General features: G+C 72.1%; 18 protein-coding genes. 11 read left to right on the top strand and 7 right to left on the bottom strand.

From position 1 onward, the window contains the following. Window positions 1–26: 26 nt before the first annotated feature. Together OG223_RS03465 and OG223_RS03460 are read left to right on the top strand one after the other, a co-directional pair. Window positions 27–1,409: a dihydrolipoyl dehydrogenase family protein gene (locus OG223_RS03465; protein ID WP_329242126.1), complete on the top strand. Its 1,383-nt coding sequence runs from the start codon at window positions 27–29 to the stop codon at window positions 1,407–1,409. 537 nt (window positions 1,410–1,946) lie between these two features. Beyond that, entirely contained in the window at window positions 1,947–4,715 is a 2,769-nt protein-coding gene (locus OG223_RS03460) for a helix-turn-helix transcriptional regulator (RefSeq protein ID WP_329242123.1), read from the top strand. Window positions 4,716–4,719: 4 nt separating this feature from the next. Here the strand turns inward: OG223_RS03460 and OG223_RS03455 are convergent, their stop codons facing one another. Continuing rightward, a complete protein-coding gene (locus OG223_RS03455; protein WP_329242121.1) occupies window positions 4,720–5,439 on the bottom strand; it encodes an SDR family oxidoreductase in 720 nt (239 codons plus the stop codon). Between the two features lie 422 nt (window positions 5,440–5,861). On the opposite strand from OG223_RS03455, the gene OG223_RS03450 reads away from it, so the two are divergent. From OG223_RS03450 to OG223_RS03435, 4 genes are all read left to right on the top strand, one after another. After that, complete coding sequence (locus tag OG223_RS03450; protein ID WP_329242118.1) at window positions 5,862–6,842, top strand: DUF4331 family protein; 981 nt, start codon at window positions 5,862–5,864, stop codon at window positions 6,840–6,842. A 67-nt stretch (window positions 6,843–6,909) separates the two neighbouring features. After that, window positions 6,910–7,620 (top strand): SDR family NAD(P)-dependent oxidoreductase, encoded by a 711-nt coding sequence (locus tag OG223_RS03445; protein WP_329242114.1) that lies wholly within the window; start codon window positions 6,910–6,912, stop codon window positions 7,618–7,620. A gap of 440 nt (window positions 7,621–8,060) precedes the next feature. Continuing rightward, on the top strand, window positions 8,061–8,930 hold the full coding sequence (locus OG223_RS03440; protein ID WP_329242111.1) for an MHYT domain-containing protein: 870 nt from the start codon (window positions 8,061–8,063) through the stop codon (window positions 8,928–8,930). 158 nt (window positions 8,931–9,088) lie between these two features. Continuing rightward, on the top strand, window positions 9,089–9,682 hold the full coding sequence (locus OG223_RS03435; RefSeq protein WP_329242108.1) for a DUF4291 domain-containing protein: 594 nt from the start codon (window positions 9,089–9,091) through the stop codon (window positions 9,680–9,682). 19 nt (window positions 9,683–9,701) lie between these two features. Here the strand turns inward: OG223_RS03435 and OG223_RS03430 are convergent, their stop codons facing one another. Beyond that, the gene (locus OG223_RS03430; protein ID WP_443073831.1) at window positions 9,702–11,378 is read right to left on the bottom strand and encodes an MFS transporter; all 1,677 of its coding nucleotides are present in this window, start codon (window positions 11,376–11,378) and stop codon (window positions 9,702–9,704) included. Between the two features lie 146 nt (window positions 11,379–11,524). After that, a complete protein-coding gene (locus tag OG223_RS03425; RefSeq protein ID WP_329242101.1) occupies window positions 11,525–11,965 on the bottom strand; it encodes a MarR family winged helix-turn-helix transcriptional regulator in 441 nt (146 codons plus the stop codon). Window positions 11,966–12,037: 72 nt separating this feature from the next. On the opposite strand from OG223_RS03425, the gene OG223_RS03420 reads away from it, so the two are divergent. The 3 genes from OG223_RS03420 (at window position 12,038) to OG223_RS03410 (ending at window position 14,799) form a co-directional block, all read left to right on the top strand. Then, a complete protein-coding gene (locus OG223_RS03420; RefSeq protein WP_329242096.1) occupies window positions 12,038–12,925 on the top strand; it encodes a PfkB family carbohydrate kinase in 888 nt (295 codons plus the stop codon). Window positions 12,926–13,004: 79 nt separating this feature from the next. Beyond that, a complete protein-coding gene (locus OG223_RS03415) occupies window positions 13,005–13,199 on the top strand; it encodes a hypothetical protein (RefSeq protein WP_329242090.1) in 195 nt (64 codons plus the stop codon). Between the two features lie 133 nt (window positions 13,200–13,332). Continuing rightward, on the top strand, window positions 13,333–14,799 hold the full coding sequence (locus tag OG223_RS03410) for an FAD-binding protein (RefSeq protein WP_329242086.1): 1,467 nt from the start codon (window positions 13,333–13,335) through the stop codon (window positions 14,797–14,799). Between the two features lie 29 nt (window positions 14,800–14,828). Here the strand turns inward: OG223_RS03410 and OG223_RS03405 are convergent, their stop codons facing one another. The 3 genes from OG223_RS03405 to OG223_RS03395 all read right to left on the bottom strand — a co-directional run bounded on the left by OG223_RS03405 (window position 14,829) and on the right by OG223_RS03395 (window position 19,714). Further along, on the bottom strand, window positions 14,829–17,612 hold the full coding sequence (locus tag OG223_RS03405; protein ID WP_329242083.1) for an ATP-binding protein: 2,784 nt from the start codon (window positions 17,610–17,612) through the stop codon (window positions 14,829–14,831). A gap of 40 nt (window positions 17,613–17,652) precedes the next feature. Further along, window positions 17,653–18,435, bottom strand: coding sequence for an SDR family oxidoreductase (locus OG223_RS03400; protein ID WP_329242080.1), 783 nt, complete (start codon window positions 18,433–18,435; stop codon window positions 17,653–17,655). Between the two features lie 79 nt (window positions 18,436–18,514). Beyond that, window positions 18,515–19,714 (bottom strand): acyl-CoA dehydrogenase family protein, encoded by a 1,200-nt coding sequence (locus OG223_RS03395; protein ID WP_329242077.1) that lies wholly within the window; start codon window positions 19,712–19,714, stop codon window positions 18,515–18,517. A gap of 92 nt (window positions 19,715–19,806) precedes the next feature. Here OG223_RS03395 and OG223_RS03390 point away from each other — a divergent pair, with 92 nt between their 5' ends. Next, window positions 19,807–19,947: a hypothetical protein gene (locus OG223_RS03390; protein WP_329242074.1), complete on the top strand. Its 141-nt coding sequence runs from the start codon at window positions 19,807–19,809 to the stop codon at window positions 19,945–19,947. Next, complete coding sequence (locus tag OG223_RS03385) at window positions 19,944–21,191, top strand: FAD-dependent monooxygenase (RefSeq protein WP_329242072.1); 1,248 nt, start codon at window positions 19,944–19,946, stop codon at window positions 21,189–21,191. The genes OG223_RS03390 and OG223_RS03385 overlap by 4 nt, the downstream gene beginning before the upstream one ends. 59 nt (window positions 21,192–21,250) lie before the next feature. Here OG223_RS03385 and OG223_RS03380 read toward each other — a convergent pair whose 3' ends face one another. Continuing rightward, complete coding sequence (locus tag OG223_RS03380; RefSeq protein WP_329265111.1) at window positions 21,251–22,660, bottom strand: DHA2 family efflux MFS transporter permease subunit; 1,410 nt, start codon at window positions 22,658–22,660, stop codon at window positions 21,251–21,253. Window positions 22,661–22,767 lie beyond the last annotated feature (107 nt).

The following is a 22,767-nucleotide window of genomic DNA, read 5'->3' as shown; positions in this document are numbered from 1 at the left end:
TGGCCGCAGGCGAGGAGGACACACGGATGAGCCACGACCATGACCATGACCATGACTACGACTACGACTACGACGTCATCGTGATCGGCGGGGGATCGCCCGGCGAGCACTGCGCCGGCGCCCTGGCCGACGGCGGCCTGCGGGTCGCGCTGGTGGAACGTGAACTGGTCGGCGGGGAGTGCTCGTACTGGGCGTGCATCCCGTCGAAGACGCTGCTGCGCCCGGGCGAGGCCGTGCACGGTGCCCGAGAGGCCGCGGCGAGCGCCCAGGTCGACGTCGAACAGGCCCTGGCCTGGCGGGACTTCATGGTGTCTGACTACTCCGACGCCGGGCAGGAACGCTGGCTGGCCGACAACGGCATCGATCTGCTGCGCGGCACCGGCCGACTGGCGGGACCGGGTGTCGTGGAGGTGGCCGGAGCCCGGCACACCGCCGAGCACGTCGTCGTGGCCACCGGAGCGGCACCGATCATGCCGCCGGTCCCGGGCCTGGCCGAGCTGACCGGCGTATGGACCAACCGCGAGGTGACGGCCATGAAGGCGGTCCCGCGCCGGCTGATCGTGCTCGGCGCCGGCCCGGTCGGGGTGGAGATGGCCCAGGCCGTACGCCGTCTCGGCGGCGAGGTGGTCCTCACGGCCCACGGCCGGTTCGTCCTGCCCCGCGAACCCCGGTCGCTGGGCGAGGCGCTCGGCGAGGTGCTGCGCCGCGACGGGGTCGAGCTGGTCCTAGGGCCGGGAACGGTCGCCGCCCGGCGTGCGGGCGAGGACTACGTCCTGACCCTCGACGACGGACGGGAACTGCGCGGCGACCACCTCCTCGTGGCCACCGGACGCCGCCCACGCGTCGACGACATCGGCCTGGACACGGTGGGCGTGAAGGCCGACGAGCACGGCATTCCCGTCGACGCGCGCCTGCGTGCCGCCGAGCGGCTGTGGGTCGTCGGCGACGCCACCGGGCTCTGGATGCTCACCCACGTCGGCAAATACCAGGGCGAGATCGTCGCCGCCAATATCCTCGGCGAACCCCGCGAGGCCGACTACACGGCCGTACCCCGCGTGGTCTACACCGACCCGCAGGCGGCGTCGGTCGGCGCGAACGAGGCACGGTTCAGCGCCACCGTCCCGATCTCCGGGGTGGCCAAGACCGCGGCCTACACCCGTGCCTACGCCGACGCGAACGGGTTCCTCACGCTGCTCAGCGACGGCCGGGTGATCACCGGCGCCCACGCGCTCGGCCCGGAGGCGGGGGAGTGGCTGCAACAGGCGACCCTCGCCGTCCGCGCCCGCATCCCGCTGGACGTACTGCGGGACACGATCCAGCCGTTCCCCACGTTCTCGGAGATCTACGTCGCCGCGCTCAAGGACCTGCACGAACAGATCCGGGCCGCGGACGGGAAGGCGCCGGCGTGACGCGTTACCGCACGCTGAAGGTCGACGACCTGGAGATCTTCTACCGCGAGGCCGGCCCCGCCCGACCGATGGCGCCTGATCGCACCCGACCACCCGGGGTTCGGCCACAGCAGCGCTCCCGCGCCGACCGAGTTCGCGTCGAACGCCGCACACTCCTCGTGCAGGACTGCGGCGGACCGGTGGGATTCCGCATGGCCATGGCCCGCCCGGAGCGGCCTGCGGCGCTGATCATCCAGAACGCCGTGGCCCACGAGAGCGGGCTGGGACCGTTGTGGCGGACACGACGCGCCTTCTCGGCGATCGCGCCGCCCATGAGCCCGAGCTGCGGGAGAACTTCCTGTCCCTGGCCGCGCAGCGGATCCGGGCCTTCCTGACCTCCGTGGCCTGAAATTCTCCGTCCGTGGCCTGACCCGCCACCTGCGGCGAGACCGCGAAGGGTGGCTTTACCCCGCCAGGATTCAGGGTGCGGTCCCACCCCTGTAGCGTGCAGGGTGAACAGGGGGCAGACCGCGACGAAGGCGGGCAACCGTGGCCCATGTGGAGCACAGCTCACGGGACGGGGCAAAGAACGGCCTGCTCGGCAGACGGACCGAGTGCGCCCTGCTCGACCGGATGATCAGCGCGGCCCGCACCGGGGAGAGCAGCACGCTCCTGGTCCACGGCCCACCCGGAGTCGGAAAATCCGCCCTGCTCGACTACGCGACCCGGGCGGCGGCCGACCTGCGCGTGCTGCACGCCGTCGGCATCGAATCCGAGATGGAGCTCGCGTTCGCCACCCTGCACCAGGTGTGCGTGCCGTTGCTGGAACGTCTGAAGAACCTTCCCCGGCCGCAGTGCGCCGCACTGGAGACGGTGTTCGGGATACGCGCGGGACCCCCGCCCGATCGATTCCTGGTCGGAACGGCGGTCCTCGGCCTCTTCTCGGACGCCTCCGAGAAGCACCCGCTGCTCTGCCTGGTCGACGACGCGCAGTGGATGGACCGGGTCTCGGCGCAGATCCTGGGTTTCGTCGCCCGGCGGCTGCTGGCGGAGCCGGTCGCCCTGGTCTTCGGGGCCCGTGAGGGACCTGAGGACCTGCTCGGACTGCCGGAGCTGGAGCTCACCGGGCTGCGCGCCGCCGACGCCCACACCCTGCTCGACTCGGTCACCCACACCCGGCTCGACCAGGACATCCGCGACCGCCTGGTCGCGGAGACCAAGGGCAATCCCCTCGCCCTCCTCGAACTGCCCCGCGGGCTGAGCGTCACCCAACTGGCAGGCGGACTGGGCCTCTTGACGGGCGACACGCTGCCGGGCCGTATCGAACAGAGCTTTCTGAGCCGGATCGAGGCGCTCCCGGACGAGACCCGGCTGCTCCTGCTGATCGCCGCCGCGGAGCCGGTCGGCGACCCCGCCCTGGTGTGGGCGGCGGCCGAGCGGCTCGGCGTGACACCGCGGACGGCTCTCGTGGGCGGCACGGACGGGCTGCTGTCGTTCGACATCCGCGTCACGTTCCGCCACCCGCTCGTCCGGTCGGCCGTGTACCGGTCGGCGACGGAGGAGGACCGCCGGGCCGCGCACCTCGCCCTGGCGGAGGCCACCGACCCGCGGACCGACCCGGACCGACGTGCCTGGCACCTCGCGTCCGCCACCGCGGGCCCTGACGAGTCCGTCGCCGCCGAGCTCGAACGCTCCGCCGACCGCGCGCGGGCACGCGGCGGCCTGGCCGCCGCGGCCGCGTTCCTGCAACGGTCCGTGGCACTCACCGGCGACACGTCACGGCGCGCCGAACGCGCCGTGGCGGCGGCGGACATCAGCCTCCGGGCCGGCGACCTCGACGCCGCCCGGCGGTTCGCCGACATCGCGGACCAGTACGCCCAGGGCGAGTTCCCCCGTGCCCGGGCCCAACTCGTACGCAGCCACCTCACGTTCGCCGCCGGCCTCAACCAGGAGGCGCCACCGCTGCTGCTGACGGCCGCACGGCGACTGGAGCCCTTCGACGAGGGCCTCGCACGCGAGACCTACCTGATCGCGTGGGGCACCTCGGCACTGGTCGCCGCGGACGCGGACAGCCTGATGGCGGTCTCCCGGGCGATGAGAGCACTTCCGGCGGTGACGGGAACCCCCCACGCCCTCGATCTCGTCATCGAGGCCTGTGCGCTGCTCGTCACCGAGGGCCGCGCCGCCGCCGTCCCCGCGCTCCGGCGGGCGGTCGCGGCGCTCGAGGACCTTCCCGCGTCCGACGTCCTGAAGTGGGGCTGGGTGGCCAACGGTGTCAGCGCGGCCGTCTGGGACGACCGGGCCATGCGCAGCATGTACAGCAGAGCCGTCGAGGTGGTGCGCACCGCGGGTGCTCTGGCCGAACTCCCTTTCTGTCTCGCGTCGTTGGGCATGGCGACCACCTGGACCGGGGACCTCACCGCTGCCGCGTCGATCGTCGAGGAGGCGGACGTCGTCGCCGCGGCGACCGGCATTCCCCTGGCGCCGCACGTCGAACTGCGGCTCGGCGCGCTGCGGGGCCGTAGCGCCGAGGCCGAGGCCCTGATCGCCGGCACGATCGAAGAGGCCGGTGCGAGCGGCCAGTTGATGGGAGTCGCGGCCGCCCACTGGGCCGCCGCCGTCCTCTACAACGGCCTCGCCCGCTACGACCAGGCCATGCCGGCCGCCCAGGTCGCCAGCCGGATCGCCGAACTGTGGGTCTCTGTCTGGGTGTTGCCCGAACTCGTCGAGGCGGCGGCGCGCATCGGCGAGGACGAGGTCGCCCGTGACGCGCTCGCCCGGCTCACGGACGCCGCGGAACCGTGCGACACCGACTGGGCACAGGGAATCCTGGCCCGCTGCCGTGCCCTGCTCAGCACCGGGGCACCCGCGGACCGCCTCTACCGCCGGGCGATCGAGCGGCTGGGCCGGACACCGCTGCGCCCCGAACTGGCCCGGGCACACCTGCTGTTCGGCGAGTGGCTGCGCCGGGACCGGCAGCGCAGCGACGCGCGGGGGCATCTCCGTACGGCCCACGAGATGTTCGCGTCGATCGGCATGGAGGCCTTCGCCGAACGGGCCCGCCGCGAACTGCTCGCCACGGGGGAGACCGTCCGCAAGCGCACGATCGAGGCCTCGTCGAGCGACGAACTGACCCCGCAGGAGCGGCAGATCGCGTCGCTCGTGCAGAACGGCTTCTCCAATCCGGAGGTCGGGTCCCGGCTGTTCCTGAGCCCGCGCACCGTCGAGTGGCACCTGCGGAAGATCTTCACCAAGCTGTCGATCACCTCCCGCAGACAGCTCCGCGACGTGCTGCCCCGCGCCGAGTACGAGGCCACACCGGAGTGAGGGCTCAGGGGATCAACTGCTGGCCGCCGTCGATGTCGTAAGTCGCCCCGGTGAGTGCCGTGTTGGTCATCAGATGGAGGGCGAGCGAGGCCACGTCCGACGGGCCCACGACCCGCCGGATCGGCAGCGTGGCGCGCAACTCGGCGCGGCGACGCTCCAGTTCGTCGCCGAGCAGGCGGGCCGACAGCGGGGTGTCGACGAACCCGGCGGCGATGGTGTTGACCCGCACCGGGGCGATTTCGAGTGCCGCGTCGGCCGTGATGGCGGGCAGGGCCGCCGCCGCGATGGCCGCGAGACTCAGCCCTGGGCCGGGGCGGCGGGCATGCGTGCCGGTGATGTACGTCAGCGATCCGCCGGGGCGGACGCGTGTCGCGCACTCCCGCGCGACGCGCAGCGATCCCAGCAGATGCTCGTCGAGGACGCTTCGCGCCAGGTCGAAGTCCATGTCGACGATCGGAGAGTAGAACGGTCCGCCACCGGCGACGAGGACATGGTCGACCGGAGCGGGCAGCTCCGTGAAGAACCGGTGCAGCCCCGCGGCGTCCCCCAGATCGAGTCTCGCGGCCGACGCGCCCAGCTCGTCACGCGCGGCGTCGAGCCGTGTCCGGTCACGACCGGTGACGACGGTCTTCGCGCCGGCCGCGTGCGCCTGGCGCGCCGTCTCCAACCCGATGCCGGAGGTGCCGCCGATGACGACAACGGTGCTTCCTGAGAGATCGTTCACGGCGTGCTCCGTCGTGTCGATGGCTGACGTGATGGCGATGTCGGCCGGGCGGCGGGGGAGCGCGGCACGTCCCGCATCTGCCCGGTTCCGGCGGCCTGCCGCAGGCCGAGATCCCGCCCGGAGCCCGGGTCGTCGTCGTGACCAGGTACTCCATGTCGGTTCTCCTCGCCCATGGCCCCCTCCAGGATCGGCCGGGCGGCCGCTCGCGCCCGTGGTCCTCCCTGGCCCACGGCGGACCAGGGGGTCGCCCGTCCCCTGCCGCTCGTCCCGGAACGGACCAGTGAGTTCCACGGGCGCGAGGGCCCCCGACGCCGCGGGACGGTGGACGAAGAGCCACCCACCGTCCCGCGAGCCGCAGCGCCAGGACGACGAAGACGGCACTGCGTGACCCCGCGTGGCCGATCGAGGGAATCGGAATCGCCATGTCCAACCACTTCAGTGCGGCCTATCTCAAGTTCCCCGGCGACGACGCGCGCCTGGACCTGACCGACCTGTTCGCCTTCCCGGCGTCCGGCGACACCGGCAGAACGGTGTTGATCATCGACGTGAACCCGTTCACGACGGGCCTGAGCGCGACCCCGCCCTTCCTGATGAGCGCTGAGCTGCACCCGGACGCGGTGTACCGGATCAACATCGACAACGACGGCGACAACCAGGCCGACGCCGCCTTCTCGTTCGTGTTCACGGAGGCGAGCGGCGGCGGGCAGACGGGCACGGCGTTCTACGCGACCGGCGCCGACGCCCGCAGCGCCGAGCCGCGCGGTGAGGTGCTCGCGCGTGCCGTACCGGTCGGCTTCGACGCGTCGGCGCGGCCGGTGCGCGCGGGCCGCTGCCGACTGTTCACCGGCGTACGAAGCGATCCGTTCTTCGCCGACGCCGAGGGCGCCCTGCACGGCTTCGAGTGGACGGGACAGGACGCCTTCGCCGGCAAGGACGTGCAGTCCATCGCGCTGGAGGTGCCCGACGACATGCTCGGCCCGGAACCGGTGATCCACCTGTGGGCGACGGTCAGCGTGCGCCGCGACGGCGCGCTCGTGCAGGTGGACCGAGGAGGGCATCCGACGATCAACCCGTTCATCAATCCCGAGTACGCCAAGGACGCGTACAACACCGGGCATCCGACGGACGACGTGGCGAATTACCTGGAGCCGTGGACGAAAATCCTTGAGGGGAACGGCTATCCGTCCGCCGAGGCGCGGGCGGCGGCCGCCACCGTCCTGCCGGACCTCCTGCGCTACGACCGCCGGCTACCGGCCGCCTATCCCAACGGGCGTGCTCTCACCGATGACGTCTTCATCGCCCGGATGGCCTTCCTGACCAACGGAAAGATCACCGAGGGCGGGGTGCCCTCGCATGACGACCTGCCGGCCGAGTTCCCTCACCTCGGGCCTCCGCACAGGTAGTCATGCCTCATCCGAGCGAGACCGGCCGGCAAGGGCCGTCCGCGCCGTCACCACCCGGAGGGCCGTCATGGACACCCCCGTCAACAAGGTCGCCGTCATCACCGGCGCTTCGCAGGGCATCGGCGCCGGTCTGGTCGAGGCGTACCGGAAGCTCGGCCACCGCGTCGTCGCGACTTCGCGCGGAATCTCCCCCTCCGAGGACCCGGACGTCCTCACGGTACGGGGCGACATCGCCGATCCGGCCACGGCCGAGCGAGTGGCCACCGCGGCGATCGAACGGTTCGGCCGGATCGACACCCTCGTCAACAACGCGGGCCTCTACCTCGCCAAACCGTTCACCGACTACTCCCGGGAGGAGTACGAGACGGTCATCGGCGTCAACCTGACCGGCTTCTTCCACATCACCCAGCTCGCCGTCCGGCAGATGCTGCGTCAGGGCACCGGCCACATCGTCCAGATCAGCACCAGCCTCGCCGACCACGCCAACTCCACGATCCCTTCGGTGCTCGCCTCCCTGACCAAGGGCGGGCTGCAGTCCGCCACCAAGGCGCTGGCGATCGAGTACGCCTCCCGGGGCATCCGCAGCAACGCGGTCGCGCTGGGCGTCATCCGGACCCCCATGCACCCGGAGACATCCGCGAGTCTCGCCGCGCTGCACCCGCTCGGGCGGATGGGCGAGGTCACCGATGTCGTCGACGCGATCGTCTTCCTGGAGAACGCGACCTTCGTCACCGGCGAGATCCTCCGCGTCGACGGCGGCCAGAGTGCCGGACGGTGAACTCCCGTTGGTGGAGGGCTTTGTGAGCAGTAGTGGCGAAGTATCGATTCGGCTAACACCTATCCAGGTTGTGCAGGAAATGTGTGTAAGCCGTGATTGAATCATGCACAACTCGGCCAGGTGGCCAGATCTCGACCGCGCGGTTCCCCGTGTCCTGTCGCTGATCAGCAGGATGTCCGCGCGCTCGCGCAGGTCAGTCCGCCCGGCCGAGCCGGTACGTACGTGCGGCAGGGGCGGGAGTGGTCGATCCGCGCGCGCCCCTGCCGTAGCGCACCCTGTGTCGCCGCGCCCTTCCCGACCGGAGGTCCGGACACCGGCCCGTGCCCGGCGTGGCCCGCGACTGTCCGCGGACCGCCGGACGGGAGCGTGCGTCACGCCAGCGTGCCGGCACACCGCGACTGCGCTGCCGTCCGCCGGCACGTACGTGAAGGGAACCGCCGATGACCGTCACAGCCACCGCCGCCACCGTCTCCGACTTCTACTACGGCGCGGTGACCCCCGTCGCCGCCTACTTGATGGCGTGCCTGGGAGCGGCCCTCGGGCTGCGCTGCACGACCCGTTCGCTGCGCCGTCCGCAGCACAGAGCCCGCTGGCTGGCGCTGGGCGCCGTCTCGATCGGCTGCGGCATATGGACCATGCACTTCATCGCGATGATCGGCTTCAGCGTCGAGGGCGCGCTGGTCAACTACGACACCACGAAGACGATCCTGAGCCTCTTCGTGGCCATCGCGGTGGTCGCCATCGGGGTGTTCCTCGTCGGCTACCGCGGTGGATCCCCGCTGAACCTGGCGGTGGCCGGCACGGTCACCGGGCTCGGTGTCGCGGCCATGCACTACCTCGGAATGGCCGCCATCCACACGAACGGCACCCTCCACTACGACACCCTGACCGTGCTGCTCTCCATCGTGATCGCCGTCGGCGCCGCCACCGCGGCGCTGTGGGCGGCCGTCTCCATCCACGCGCTGTGGGCGAGCCTCGGCGCGAGCCTGGTGATGGGCGTGGCCGTGACCGGCATGCACTACACCGGCATGGCCGCGGTCTCCGTCCACGTCACGAACCTGGCCGGGGCCTCGCAGTCCTCGGCGGACCTGGTCGCGTTCCTCCTGGTCATGCTCGCCGGCCCGCTCGTCGTCCTCCTGGTCGCCGCCGTGATCGTCATGTTCGACCCCGACATGATGATCGGCGAGGCCGAGGCGAAGATGATGGAGCCCGTGGCCCCGCTGTTCGGCGGTGACTCGGTCTTCCCGCCGAAGCAGCCGGCTCAGTCCGCTCAGGCGGCCCAGCCGTCCCAGGGTCATACCTCCTGGTGACCTGACACGACACCCGCGCGCGGGCGGCGCGGTTTCCCGGACGTCGTCCAGGGAGGCCGCGCTGTCGCCCTCCGCGAGAGCCGCCGGTTCGCCCGCGGAGCGGACGGTGATCGAAAATCGGTGGCCACCCGGACCCGCCCGGCCCCACGCTGGGCATCATGGAAGAACCGCACCGCCGGATCCGCGCACTCCACTCGGAGTCCACGATCACCGTCTACCAGGCGTACGCCCCGCTGATCGGCCTGCGCGCCGCCCGCGAGGGCCGCTTCCCCGCCGTGTGGAAGCGCGACCGGATGACCTGGATCAAGCCGTCCTTCCTGTGGATGATGTACCGCTGCGGCTGGGGCACGAAGGAGGGCCAGGAGACCGTCCTCGCCGTCGAGATCACCCGCGACGGTTTCGAATGGGCCCTGCGCCATGCCTGCCTGTCGAGCTACGAACGCGGGCTGGACCCCGACCTCGCCACCTGGCAGCGCCGGCTCAAGCGCTCGCCCACCCGCATCCAGTGGGACCCCGAACGGGACCTGCACCTGCGCCCCTTGCCGTACCGCTCCCTGCAACTCGGCCTCTCCGGCGAGGCCGTGGGACGCTACGCGGACGAGTGGACGGTCGGGATCCGCGACGTGACCCCGCTCGCCCACGAGATCCACGCGCTCGTCCGCGACGGTGACCTCGAATCGGCGGCACGGCTGCTGCCCCAGGAGCGCCCCTACCCCACCGCCGACGGCCTGCTGTCCCACCTGCGCGCCTGACGTCGTACCGACTCGCTTGCTACGACGGCCCGTTGGGCCCCGTCTGGGAGATCTCGGGCGTCCCCGCGGGCGTGGGGGGCCGGTCCGCCGGCGACGGTTCCGGGTCGGGTTCGGTCCGGTGGCCGCCGCGCAGCGCCGAGGCGACCGCGGAGACCAGGGCCATGCCCGCGGCGACGCCGAAGACGATGGTCAGACCGTGGTGGAACGGGCCGGAGACAAGCCGGGGGAAGAAGGTGTGACCGGTCAGGACGGCGCGCTGGGCGGCGGTCACCTGGTCGAGGGTGCCGTTGGACGCGAGCAGGTGCTGGATGGGGTTGTTGCCGAGAAAGGTGGCGAACAGCGTGCTCACCGGAGGCAGCGACGCGGCCTGCTCGGCGGCGCCGGCCGGCACCCCGTGGGCCTGGAGCCCCTTGCTCAGCGTCGCGGGCAGCGAGGACGCGAGCCCGGACACCATCAGGGAGAAGAACACCCCGATGGACAGGGCGGTGCCCGAGTTCTGGAAGGTGGAGCGCATGCCCGAGGCGACACCCCGGTACTCGCTCGGCACGCTGCCCATGATGGACGAGGTGTTGGGCGCGGAGAACATGCCCTGGCCGAGACCGTTGAGCAGCAGCAGCGCCGCGAACATCCCGTAGTCGAAGTCGATGGGCAGCGCCAGCAGACCGAGGAAGGAGAGCGCCACGACGACCAGCCCGACCGTCGAGAACATCCGCGCGCCGAACCGGTCCGAAAGGTAGCCGGACACGGGCCCGGCGATGAGGAAGCCGACCGTCAGCGGAAGCATGAAGATGCCCGCCCACAGCGGGGTGTCCTCGTAGTCGTAGCCGTGCAACGGCAGCCAGATGCCCTGGAGCCAGCTGATCAGCATGAACTGGAGCCCGCCGCGCGCGATCGCGGTCAACAGGGCGGCCAGGTTGCCCGCGGCGAAGGCACGCACCTTGAACAGGGCCAGGTTGAACATCGGTTCGGCGATGTGCGACTCGACGTAGCAGAAGACCAGCAGCAGGACGACGCCGCCGATCAGACCGCTGAGCACCCACGGGTTCCCCCAGCCGGTGGCGCTGCCGCCGTAGGGCTGGATGCCGTAGGTGATGCCCGCGAGGAGGATTCCGGCGCCCCCCGCGAAGGTGAGGTTGCCCAGCCAGTCGATGCGGCCGGGGCGGCCCGCCGAGGTCTCGCGCAGGCTCAGGTACGACCAGATCGTGCCGGTGATGCTGATCGGCACGCTCACCCAGAACACCGCGCGCCAGTCGACGACGGCCAGCAGACCACCCGCGAGCAGGCCGAGGAACTGGCCGGCGAGCGCGGTGATCTGGTTGATGCCGAGCGCCATTCCGCGCTGCCGGGCGGGGAAGGCGTCGGTGAGGATGGCGGCCGAGTTGGCGGTGAGCATGGAACCGCCGAAGGCCTGCACGACGCGCCACAGGATCAGCCACATCGCCCCCGCTCCCGCGCGGAACGGGTCGAGGGACAGCGCGACGGACGCACACGCGAAGATCAGGAAGCCGATGTTGTAGATCTTCACCCGGCCGAACATGTCACCGAGCCGCCCGAGCACGACGACCAGTACCGCCGAGACCAGCAGATAGCCCAGGATCATCCAGAGCAGATAGCCGATGTTGCCCGGCGCGAGCGGATCGAGGCCGATACCGCGGAAGATCGCCGGCAGCGAGATGATCACGATCGAGGCGTCCATCGTGGCGATCAGCACGCCGAGGGTCGTGTTCGACAGCGCGACCCACTTGTAGTTGGGCCCGGGAGGAGTGTCCTTACGACGTCCCGAGCGCACGGCACGCAACAAGGGCGGCCGAGCACTGTCGCCGGGTATGTGCCCTGTCCCGCTCACAGTCGCTCGGCCAGTCGGTCGAGGAGAGGCAGGGCCGACGCCAGGGTCGCGCGCTCCTGCGCGGTGAACTCGTCGAGGACTGCGCCCAGTCGGTGCACCGACGCGGAGCGCCGCTCGTCCAGCACGGCACGTCCCTCGTCGGTGATCTCCAGGATGCTGCGCCGCCCGTCGGCCGGATCGGGGCTACGGCGGACCAGCCCGCGCTGTTCGAGCAGCGCGAGCGTGCTCGCCATGGCCTGCGGGCGGACCCGCTCCGCCTCGGCGAGGGACGTCGGCGACTCGGCGCCGTCACGGGCGAGCCGGGCCAGGACCGAGACTCCGGAGAGCGACACATCGCCCACGGCGTGCGCCTGGCGCAGGCGCCGGGTCAACCGGCCGACCGCGAGCCGCAGTTCGGACGCGAGCCGGGCGGTGTCGTGCGGACTGTCCACCTTCATGGGTACTAACACTAGATTTATCAGCCTGGACTGCTCAACCAATTGTTAGTAAATCGAGCGAGGAGACCGTCGGTGGAAAGAGGACGCCCCGCAGGACTGTTCGTCGGGCTGTGCACCCTGGACGTCGTCCAGCTCGTGGACCACGCACCGGGCCCGAACGAGAAGCTCACCGCCCGGGACCAGGTGATCGCCGCGGGCGGCCCGGCGGCGAACGCGGCCGTGGCCTTCAGTCATCTCGGCGGTACGGCCACGTTGCTGACGGCGATCGGCCGCCACCCCTTGGGAGTGGGGGTCGCCGCCGACCTGAACGCGCTGGGCGTGACCGTGTCCGACCTGGCCGCCGGCTCGACGCGACCGCCCGCCGTCTCCTCCGTCCTCGTGACCGCGTCGACCGGGGAACGCGCCGTCGCCTCGACCAACGCGACGGCACACCGGCTCGCCCCGCCCGACGACCTCGACGCGCTGGTGGCGGCCTGCGACCTCGTCGAGTTCGACGGCCACCACATGGAACTCGCCGTCGCCGCGGCCCGTCTCGCGCGTGCCGCCGGCCGTAAGACCCTGTTCGACGGCGGCAGTTGGAAGCCCGGCACGGAGGAGCTGCTGCCGCTGCTCGACGTCGCCGTGTGCTCGGCCGACTTCCACCCGCCCGGCACCCGCACACCGGCGGACACGCTGCGCTTCCTGCGCGAACACGGGGTCCTCCGGTCGGCGGTCAGCAGGGGAGCGGAGCCCATCCTGTGGGCGGGCCCCGACGCCGAGGGCGTGGTCGAGGTGCCCGCGGTCGAGGTCGCGGACACGCTGGGCGCGGGCGACGTTCTGCACGGGGCCCTCGCCCATCACCTAGCACTCCAGGACCGCCTGACCTCGACGGGCTTCGCCGAGGCACTGCGGACGGCGGCCGCCGTGGCCTCGCGGGCATCGGCCTCGTTCGGCACGCGCGCGTGGCTGCGGGAGGGGTGACCCGGGCCGACTCGCCAAGCCTGAGAAGATCACCAGGAACGTACGCGTCACCGGACCGTACGAACCAGGGGTGGGAAACATGATCGTTGTACTGCTGCTCGGTGTCCTCGTGCTCCTCATCGGCGGGTGCGCCTGTGTGGTGTGGGCCGAGCGCGGCGGGCCCCGCTGGGCGCGTGTCGTGGCGACGGTGACCCTCACCGCGAGCGAACTGCTGCGCAGCTCCGGCAAGAACCGCCGATCGGGCCAGAACTCGAGCAGCCAGGGCGACGATTAGCAGGGCCGGGCCGCCGCGGCAAGCGCCGAACAGGTCGGGGAACGCGCCGGGACGGAACCCTGTCGCGTACCCCCAACGTGCCTAGACTGAGCCGTCGTTGATCGTTTCACCCGGACGGTCTCAGGAGGACCACATGCCCCGCACTCCGACCCGACGCACCGCTCTGCGCGGCCTGGCCGTCGCCTCGGCCGCGGTCGTCGGCTTCGACCCCTTCACCCGGAGCTGGGCGGTGACCGACTCCGGCGGACCGCTGAGCGGCGTCCCCCGGCTCGACGGAACGCTCCACACGGACGAGGCCTCGCTGACCGCCGACGCGGACGACTTCGGGCACATCGTGCACCGGCGTCCGGCCGCGGTGCTGCGGCCCGGCTCCGTGCGGGACGTCGTCGCGATGGTGCGGTTCTGCAATCTGCACGGGCTCCGCGTGGCCCCGCGCGGACAGGGCCACGGGACGAACGGACAGGCGCAGGCCGAGGGCGGCCTGATCATCGAGACCGAGCCGCTCGCCTCCATCGGCCCGGTGCGGACGGGCAGTTCACGCGTCACGGTCGGCGCGGGCGCGAAGTGGAGCGACGTCGCCAAGGCCACCCTCGCGCACGGTCTGACACCGCCCGTCTTCACCGACTACCTCGAACTCTCCGTCGGCGGCACCCTGTCCGTCGGCGGCCTGGGCGGCCAGAGCCACCGGCACGGCGCCCAGGTCGACAACGTCCTCGAACTCGAAGTCGTCACCGGAGCGGGGGAGTTGCTCCGCTGCTCCCCGACCCGACACCACGACCTCTTCCACGCCGTGCTCGCCGGCCTCGGCCAGTGCGCGGTGATCGTCGGCGCCACCCTGCGACTCGTCCCGGCCCCGGAGACCGTACGGCACTACCTCCTGCCGTACGACGACCTGCGGACCTTCCTCGACGACCAGCGGCTCCTCGCCACCGAGGGGCGGTTCGCCTACGTCGAGGGCCAGGTGAGCGCGGACACCGCCGGTGCCTTCAACCAGTTCGCCATCGAGGCCGTCGCCTACGGACCGCCGGTGGGGGACACCCCGGACGACACCGTGCTCCTGCGCGGTCTGCGCCACAACCCCGCCGGCGCCCAGATCACCGACCTCGGCTACTACGCCTTCCTCGACCGGCTCGCCCCCTCCGTCGCCGCCCTGAAGGAAGCGGGCCTGTGGGCCTACGCCCACCCCTGGCTCAACCTGGTGCTGCCGGGCCGTAGCACCGCGGACGTGGCCGGCACCCTGCTGGACGCGCTCACCCCGGCCGACCTGGGACCCGGAGTCGTCCTCCTGTACCCCCTGCTGCGCGAGCACCTGCACACCCCGCTGCTGCGCATGCCCGACGACCCGGTTCCCTACCTGTTCGCGGTCCTCCGCGCCGCGCCGCCCGAGGACACCGCGACCGTGCAACGCCTGCTGAGCGCCAACCGGTCCGCGTACGAGGCGGTCCGTGCGGTCGGAGGCACCCAGTACCCGGTCGGCTCGGTCCCCTTCGAACACGCCGACTGGAAGCGGCAGTTCGGGCCGGTCTGGCACCGGTTCGCCGAGGCCAGGAAGACGTACGACCCGAAGGGGATCCTGGTGCCGGGGCAGGGCATCTTCTGATCGTCCCCGTCCCCGTCCCCGTCCCCGCCCTAGTCCGGTGGCAGCTCCGCCAGCGCGTCGCGCAGTGCGGCGCGGGAGGCCACGCCCAGTTTGGGGAAGAGCTGGCGCAGGTGGGCGGCGACGGTGCGCGGGGAGAGGAAGAGGCGTTCCGCGATCTGCTTGTTGGTGAGGCCGGCCGCCGCGAGGAGGGCGATCTCCCGTTGCTGGGGTGTCAGTGACGCCGGGCCGGTGACCCCGGCGGCGCCGACGGACAGGCCGGTCGCCCGCAGCTCGTTGCCCGCCCGGGCGGTCCAGGGGCGGGCGCCGAGACGCTCGAACGTGTCGATGGCGTCGGCGAGTTGGGTGCGTGCCTCCGTCGTGGACTTCACCCGGCGGAGGCGTTCGCCGTAGGCGAGGCGGACCCGGGCCAGTTCGAAGGGCCAGCGGTCGGTGCCGGGGACCGCGAGGGCCTCCTCGAACAGGCCGATCGCCTCGTGGTCCACGGCCGCGAGGGCCGCCGACGCCTTCACGAGCAGGGCGAGCCGTGGCGAGATCGCGGCGATGCCGGCCTCCTGGGCCGCCGCCGCGTGAGCCGTCGCCTCCGTGGTCCGGCCCGTTCTGACGGCCGCCTCGACGAGATCCATGACGACGAACAGCGCCGGGGGGACGTGCGAGGCGAGTTCCCCCGCGCGGCTGATGGCGCACGCGTGCCGGTAGGCGTCCTCGAAGCGTCCCTGGCCGAGCGCGGCGAGCGCCCGCGCGTGCGAGGCGCACGACAGGTAGGAGCCGACCCCGCGCGGGGTCGCCCACAGGGTCATCTCGTCCGTCAGGGCGCGGGTGACGGTCTCGTCGCCGCGGGCGGCGGCGACCAGCGCACGCTGGTACAGGAACTCCGTCGACAGCAACTGGTAGCTGTGGGCCTCGCCCAGATCCCGGCCCTGTGCGGCCTGCGCCTCCAGCTCGTCCCACTCACCCGACGCGAAATGGTCCCTGCCCAGATACACCAGCCCCTGGATCTCCACGGTGAGCGAGCTGTTGTCCCGCCCGTCGCGCAGCACGCGCCGCAGCGCCGTCCGGCAGGCCGGCAACCGGTCGACGTAGAGGGAGGTCATGGCGAGCCGGATGACCCGGACCGGGTCGGCCTCCCGGTCGAGAGCCGCGATGGCCTCGTCGAGCCTCCCGAGCGCGGGCGGTGCCGTGCGGGCCGGGTCGGCCATCGTGCCGATGGTCAGGGCGAGTTGGTCCGGGACCTCCGGTTTCAGCAGGCGGAGCGCCCGGTGCAGCGGCTTCCACAGCTCGGTGCGCTGACTGCTCTGGCACAGCCAGGCGAGGGTGTACAGCGCGTCGATCATGGTGGGATCGGTGGCGTCGTACGGCTGATGCTGCATGTCGATCGCGCCGACGAGCAGCCGGTGGGCGGTGTCGAGGTCGCCCTCGCCGCTGAGGAGGATGTGGTGGGCCGCCGCGACGGCCGCGACCAGCGGTCCCGCCCGTCCGCCGTCGGCGAGGCGGGCCTCTTCGAGCAGTCGGGGCACGTCGCGCAGATCGCCGGTGAGATCCGCGCCGAGATAGGCCGCCTCGGCGATCCGGCGACTGCGCTCGTAGCCGCGTGGGCTCAGCTCGGCGGCGCGCAGCAGCGCGGCGATGGCGCCGCCCGCGTCACCACGCCGTACGGTGTCGCGCGCCACCGCCTCCAGGAGGCTCGCGACGTCCTCGCTGGGCTCGACCGTGGCATGGGCGAGATGCCAGGCGCGTCGCTCGGGGCGGTCGGACCGGTACTCCGCCAGCGCGCGATGGACCTCGCGGCGCTGTTCGCTGGTGGAGAGCGCCACGACGGCGGAGCGGGTCAGGGGGTGGCGGAACGCCAGCCGGCCGCCGGTCGCGTCCACGAGCCCGGCCCGCTCCGCGTGCGCCAGGTCTTCCATGCCGGGCCCCCGGGCGGCGGCCGACGCGAGGACGCGCAGATCGCCGGTGCCGTCCAGGACCGCGTACAGGAGAAGCAGCCGGGTCGCGGCGGGCAGCGTCTCGACGCGGGACGCGAACACGGCCTGGAGGCGGTGGCTCAACGGCAGCAGTTCGGGTACGGCGGCGCCGGAGCGCTGTGGGCCGCTGAGCGCGACGGGCAGCTCCAGCAGGGCCAGCGGATTGCCCTGCGCCTCCGTCAGCAGCCGCTCCCGCACGCGCGGGGCCAGGGCGGGGGAGCGCGCCTGGATCAACGCGGCCGCGGCCGGCGTGTCGAGCGGCTGTACGTGGTGCAGGGGGACTCCGCCGCGTTCGAAGAAGCTGCCCTCGCCCGACCGGTAGGCGCCGAGAAAGCCGACCCTGCTGCCGCCCAGACGGCGGGCGACGAAACCCAGCACCACGGCGCTGGCCCGGTCCAGCCACGGGAGATCGTCGACGATCACCAGCAACGGGCGCTCGGCGGCGGCCTGGACGAGCAGGGTCAGCGTCGCGTTCGACACCAGGAGTTGATCGGAGGGCGCGCCCTGGTCCAGGCCCAGCGCGACGCTCAGGGCGGTGCGGTACGGGTCGGTCAGGCGGTCGAGCCCGGCCAGCAGCGGCTGAAGGACCTGGTGGAGCCCCGCGAAGCTGATGCTGCTCTCGAACTCCACACCGGCGGCACGCACGACCCGCGCACCCGCGCCGTGGGCCTGTCCGGCCGCGGCGTCCAGCAGCACGGTCTTGCCGACACCGGCGTCCCCGGACAGCAGCAGCGCCCCGCCGGAGACCATGGCCTCGTCGACGAACCCCCGGACCAGCCCGAGGTCGTGATCACGGCCGATGAGCGTCTCCGCCGGATCCGTCCGCGGAGACCCGTCCCCGTCCATACGCATCTCCCTTCCGAGCTCGGAACCTTACGCCTGGCCTGCGCTCTCACCGCATGAACAGACCGCCGTTGACGTCCAGCGTGGCACCGGTGATGTATCCGGTGTCGTCCCCCGTCAGGTGTCCCACGAGCGCGGCCACCTCCTCGGGCCGCCCGAACCTGCCCACGGGAATGCGCTCGGCGGCCCGCCGCAGCGCCTCGGCGGGCAGCTCGTCCATCACGGGCGTCTGTACGGCCGCGGGAGCGACGGCGTTGACGGTGACGCCGTGCGGAGCGAGTTCCTGTGCGAAGACCTTGGTCAGCACCAGCACCCCCGCTTTCGCCGCGGCGTAGTGCGGGCCGGCGACCAGTCCGCCCTGCTGCCCCGCCAGCGAGGCGAGGTTGACGACACGCCCCCAGCCGCGCTCCCGCATAGCCGGGGCGCAGAGCCGGGTGAGGACGAGGACGCTGCGCAGGTTGGTGGCCATGAGGGCGTCCCACTCGTCGAGCTCGACGTCCCACACCGAGCCGGGTGCCGTGCGCGCCGCGTTGTTGACCAGGACGTCGGGGCTGCGCCACGCCGAGGACACCGCCCGCACCGCGCGCCGTGTCTCCTCGGGGTCGCCGACGTCGGCGTGCACCGCCATGGCCGAATCCCCTTGAGGATCAAGGGTTTTGGCCAGGGCCCGCGCTCCGTTGCGGTCCTGGTCCAGCAGTGCCACCCGCAGACCGCGCCGGTGCAGTTCCCCGGCGATCGCGGCGCCGATGCCACGGGCGGCGCCGGTGACGAGAGCGACCTTGCGGTCCGCCGTCGGTCGGACCGGGCCCGTTGACGGTCGGGGTGCACCCACCGGTTCGGGTCTCCTTCGCTTGCGCTGCCGGGATCGGTCGTCATCGGTATGTCGGTACGTCGGTATGTCGGTACGGGGATCAGACGACGTCGGTGTGGGGGAGCGGCCGGCCGAGCAGGACACGGCCGTAGAGCTCGCGGCTGGTCTCGACGCTCAGTGCCGCGTGGCGGGAGGCCGTCCCGATGTCGCGCCAGGCGCGTTGCAGCGGTGAGTCGTCGGAGAGGCTGCTCGCGCCGGCCGTGTCGAGCAGGAGGCTGACGGCGTCGCGGGCGCAGCGCATCGCGTGGCTGCCGTCCATCCGCAGTCGCGCCCGGGTCTCCAGGTCGGGGCGCCGTCCCTCGCGCGCGGCCTCGTCGATCTCGTCGGCCGCGCGCCGTACGTGCAGTCGGGCCGTGTCGATCAACGTGGCGGCCTGGGCGACGTTCAGTTGGTGAGGAGCCGCATCCGCCGTGTGGGAGTGCAGGGGGGAGACGGACCGCTTGCCGCCCGCGAGGTCCCGGACGACCAGTTCCAGGGCGCCGCGGGCGATGCCGACACCCGTGCCGACCAGCGGGAGGTTGATGGACAGTGGGAAGACGACCCGGGCCTCGCCCGGATGACGCCGGACGCCGATCCCCTCGGCGATCTCGGCGAACGACACGAACCGCTCGTCCGGGACGAAGAGGCGCTCCGCCAGGGCCGTACGGCTTCCGGTGCCGCGCATGCCGGCCATGTGCCAGGTGTCCGCCACCGTCAGTTCGGCCGCGGGGACGAGGGCCAGCCCGCGCTCCGGCCGGCCGCGGTCCTCCCGAACGATGCCCAACAGCACCCAGGCCGCGTGGTCGATGCCGGATATCCACGGCCACCGCCCGCCGAGTTCGAGACCGCCGGGCACCGCCGTGACGGAACCGGAAGGATTGGCGGCCCCGCAGAGCAGGACATCGGGATCCGACGTCCAGACCGCGCCGCGCACCTCGTCGGGCAGTTGCGAGGCGAACAGCGCGGCCCCGTAGGCGATACCGACGAGCCAGGAACTCGACGCGCATCCCGCGGCCAGCTCGGCACACACGTCGACGGCGGTGCGCACGCCGGCGCCGTGGCCGCCGTAACGGCGCGGGGTGCCCAGGGTGAACAGTCCGGCCTCGCGCAGCGCCTTCACGCTCGGCTCGGCCAACGTGCGCTGCTGCTCGGTCTGTTCGACGTGGGCCGCGACGACCGGCGCCACGAACCGTGCCACATGGACGAGTCGGGCCTCGGCGGCACCCTGCGGTAAGCGATCCCGGTCGTACGGGTGAGTCATCGGGGGTCCCTTCAATGGCGTCTGATCCACGACGGACAGTGCTGCTCCGAGCGCGATCGGACCGCCGCGCAACAACATCATCTTACCTGGAGATGATTCCTCCGGATAAGCTGACGGCGGCGTCCGGGCTTGCGGCCGTTCTTGTCGCACCCGCCGAACTGGCAGCCGTCCAGGTCGAGTTGGTGCGGTGGACCCCGAACACCCGGACCTCGAACGCAAGGGAGAACACGTGAAGGTTGTCGTGGTGGGCGGCGGCGTCGCCGGTCTTGTCACCGCTCTGAGTCTGCACGCCGCGGGGATGACTCCGCTCGTCTGCGAGTCCGCCCGGGAACTGCACGCGGTGGGCGTCGGCATCAACCTGCTTCCCCACGCCGTACGCGAACTCACCGAACTCGGGCTCGGCGATGCCCTGGAGGCCATCGCGCTGCCGCCGGAGCGGCTGGTCTACTGCGATCGTCGGGGACGCCGGATCTGGGAGGAACCGCTCGGTCTGGCGGCCGGCTACCGGTGGCCCCAATTCTCCGTCCACCGGGGCAAGTTGCAGATGCTGCTGTTGGACGCGGTCCGTACCCGCATCGGCCCCGACGCGGTCCGCACCGGCATGGCCTTCGAACGATTCGAGCACCAAGAGCCGGGCGTGGCGGCGCAGTTCGTCGACCGCCGCACCGGCGCCTCCGTCGTGCTCGACGCCGATGTCCTCGTCGGCGCCGACGGCATCGACTCCCGGCTGCGGGACCGACTCCACCCCGACGAGGGGCCGCCGCGGGGCAACGGCGTCCAGATGTGGCGGGGCCTGAGCCGGTACCCGCACCTCCTCGGCGGGCGGGCCATCGTGGTGGCCGGCGGTCGCCCCGGGGACAAGTTCGTCGCCTACCCCGTCGCCGACCCGGCGGTCGAGGGCGGCCCCACGCTGATGAACTGGGTGCTGGAGGTGATCCGTCGACCGGAGCGCGGCGAGGAACTCGACCGCTCCCACCGCCCGGTCCCGATGGACGAGGCGCTGGCCGGGCTGGCCGGCTGGGAGCTGCCCTGGGTCGATCTGCCCGAACTGATCCGCGGCTCCACCGGCATCCACGAGTACCCGATGGTGGACCGGGACCCGCTGCCGCGCTGGAGTTTCGGCCGGGTGACGCTGGTCGGCGACGCCGCCCATCCCATGTACCCCATGGGCATGAACGGCGGCTCCCAGTCGATCGTCGACGCACGTGTCCTGGCCTGGGCGCTGTCCCGGCACGACGATCCCGTACGGGCCCTGGAGGAGTACGAGCACCTGCGCCGCGAACCCCTGAACCAACTCGTGCTGGCCAACCGCGAGTCGGGCCCGGAGAAGATCATCGCCCTGGCCGAGGAGATCGGCGGCCCGGTGTCCGCGGAGCAGGCGTCGGCTGTCTCCCAGGGGTACAAGGAGCTTGCCGGGTGCACGACCGCCGTACTCAACTCCCGGGAATCCTGGTCGGTTTCGCCGGTCGGCTCCTGAGAGCGGCGGTCGGTGCCGCTTCCGTCACGGCTCTCCTGAACGGGACTTGGTACGCCTGCTCAGTGTGCCTCCTCATGCCTGCGTCGCAGCGGAGCGTTCCCGCCGCCCGCCGCGGTGGTGCCGCGCGCCGCGGCGCGGGCCGGGCCGTCGGGGATCGTGAAGGCGAAGACGGCGGTGGCCGCGGCGAGGACGGCCAGCGTGAGGTAGGCGTGCTGGTAGGCGGAGACGGGCGGATTCGCCGCGGCGGTCGTGGGCGTGCTCAGGACCAGGGCCGTGGTCACCGCCGCCGGTGCGAAGGCGCCGCCGGTCTGCCGTACGACCGTGTTCAGCGTGGAGGCCTGGGCCAGGTCCTTGCGGGAGAGGGTCGCCAGCGAGGCCACCGTGGTCGGCATGAAGACGCCGCCCATGCCGACGCCGAGCAGGAACATGTAGCCGCGGAAGGTCCACAGGCCCGTGTCCTGGTCGCAGGTGGCGAGGAGCAGCAGGACCGCGCTCACCATCGCCAGACCGCTGCCGATGATGATCCGGGGGCCGACCCTGGAGTAGAGGATCCCGGCGATCTGGACGGTCAGCAGGACGCCGAAGGCCTCGGGGAAGGTGCTCGTGCCGGACTCCAGCGCGGAACGGCCCTGCCCCTGCTGGAGGAAGAGCGGGCCGAGGTACATCGCGCCGAGGATCGGCACCAGGCCCACCAGATTGATCAGGTTGGTGTCCCGGAAGAGCCGGTCCGCGAAGAGGCGGAGTTTCAACAGCGGCTCGGAGACGCGTAGTTCGAAGACGACGGCGGCGGCGAGCAGGACCGCGCCCAGGACGAGGGCGGTGACGACGGCGGGGGAGGACCAGCCGCGGTTGGGGCCCTCGCAGACGCCGAACATCACGCCGCCCAGCGCCGCCGCGCTCAGCAGCAGCCCGGTGAGGTCGAAGCGGCCGGGCCGGTGGCCGCGGTACCCGGCGAGGAACAGCGCCCCGAACAGCACGGCGGGCAGGCCCAGCGGCAGGTTGACGTAGAACACCCAGCGCCAGGACAGATGGTCCACCAGCAGTCCACCGAGCATGGGGGCGACGGCCGGGGCTATCTGCTGCGGGATGATCATGTACCGCGAGATCCGCACCTGCTCCCAGGAGTTGAAGGTGCTGTAGAGCAGCGACGACGCGGCCGGGAACAGTACTCCGGCGGACAGGCCCTGCACGGCGCGGGAGGCGACGAGCTGGCCGAGGCCGGCCGCCGCGCCGCAGAGCAGCGACGAGGCGAGGAAGGCGCCGAGGGCGGTGAGCAACACGCGTTTGGCGCCGAACCGTTCGACCAGCCAGGCGGAAGCGGGGATGGCCATGGCCAGGCAGACCGGGTAGACCACGACCACCCCGTCCAGGGCGGCCGTCGTCAACTGGAACTGGCGGGCGATCGACGGGAGCGCCACGGTCGTGATCGCACCGTCGACGATCGCTATGAACGTCACGCAGACACACATGACGGGGACGACCAGCCGCTGGCCGGGGCGCAGGCGGGGCGGTATGCGGGGGACAAGAGAGACACGGGGGACGGGAAGGCGTCGGAACGGCAGCACATGCTGAGCAT

The organism is Streptomyces sp. NBC_01478, assembly GCF_036227225.1.
GTDB lineage: Bacteria > Actinomycetota > Actinomycetes > Streptomycetales > Streptomycetaceae > Streptomyces.
Note: the sequence above shows the minus strand (reverse complement) of the source record. Positions and strands in the feature narration are given on the sequence as shown.

Excerpts from the sequence above, each read along its gene's own strand:
- OG223_RS03465 (WP_329242126.1), top strand. The coding sequence starts at position 27 with ATGAGCCACGACCATGACCATGACCATGACTACGACTACGACTACGAC.
- OG223_RS03450 (WP_329242118.1), top strand. The coding sequence starts at position 5,862 with ATGTCCAACCACTTCAGTGCGGCCTATCTCAAGTTCCCCGGCGACGAC.
- OG223_RS03445 (WP_329242114.1), top strand. The coding sequence starts at position 6,910 with ATGGACACCCCCGTCAACAAGGTCGCCGTCATCACCGGCGCTTCGCAG.
- OG223_RS03440 (WP_329242111.1), top strand. The coding sequence starts at position 8,061 with ATGACCGTCACAGCCACCGCCGCCACCGTCTCCGACTTCTACTACGGC.
- OG223_RS03435 (WP_329242108.1), top strand. The coding sequence starts at position 9,089 with ATGGAAGAACCGCACCGCCGGATCCGCGCACTCCACTCGGAGTCCACG.
- OG223_RS03430 (WP_443073831.1), bottom strand. The coding sequence starts at position 11,378 with ATGGACGCCTCGATCGTGATCATCTCGCTGCCGGCGATCTTCCGCGGT.
- OG223_RS03425 (WP_329242101.1), bottom strand. The coding sequence starts at position 11,965 with ATGAAGGTGGACAGTCCGCACGACACCGCCCGGCTCGCGTCCGAACTG.
- OG223_RS03415 (WP_329242090.1), top strand. The coding sequence starts at position 13,005 with ATGATCGTTGTACTGCTGCTCGGTGTCCTCGTGCTCCTCATCGGCGGG.
- OG223_RS03410 (WP_329242086.1), top strand. The coding sequence starts at position 13,333 with ATGCCCCGCACTCCGACCCGACGCACCGCTCTGCGCGGCCTGGCCGTC.
- OG223_RS03405 (WP_329242083.1), bottom strand. The coding sequence starts at position 17,612 with ATGCGTATGGACGGGGACGGGTCTCCGCGGACGGATCCGGCGGAGACG.
- OG223_RS03395 (WP_329242077.1), bottom strand. The coding sequence starts at position 19,714 with ATGACTCACCCGTACGACCGGGATCGCTTACCGCAGGGTGCCGCCGAG.
- OG223_RS03390 (WP_329242074.1), top strand. The coding sequence starts at position 19,807 with ATGATTCCTCCGGATAAGCTGACGGCGGCGTCCGGGCTTGCGGCCGTT.
- OG223_RS03380 (WP_329265111.1), bottom strand. The coding sequence starts at position 22,660 with ATGTGTGTCTGCGTGACGTTCATAGCGATCGTCGACGGTGCGATCACG.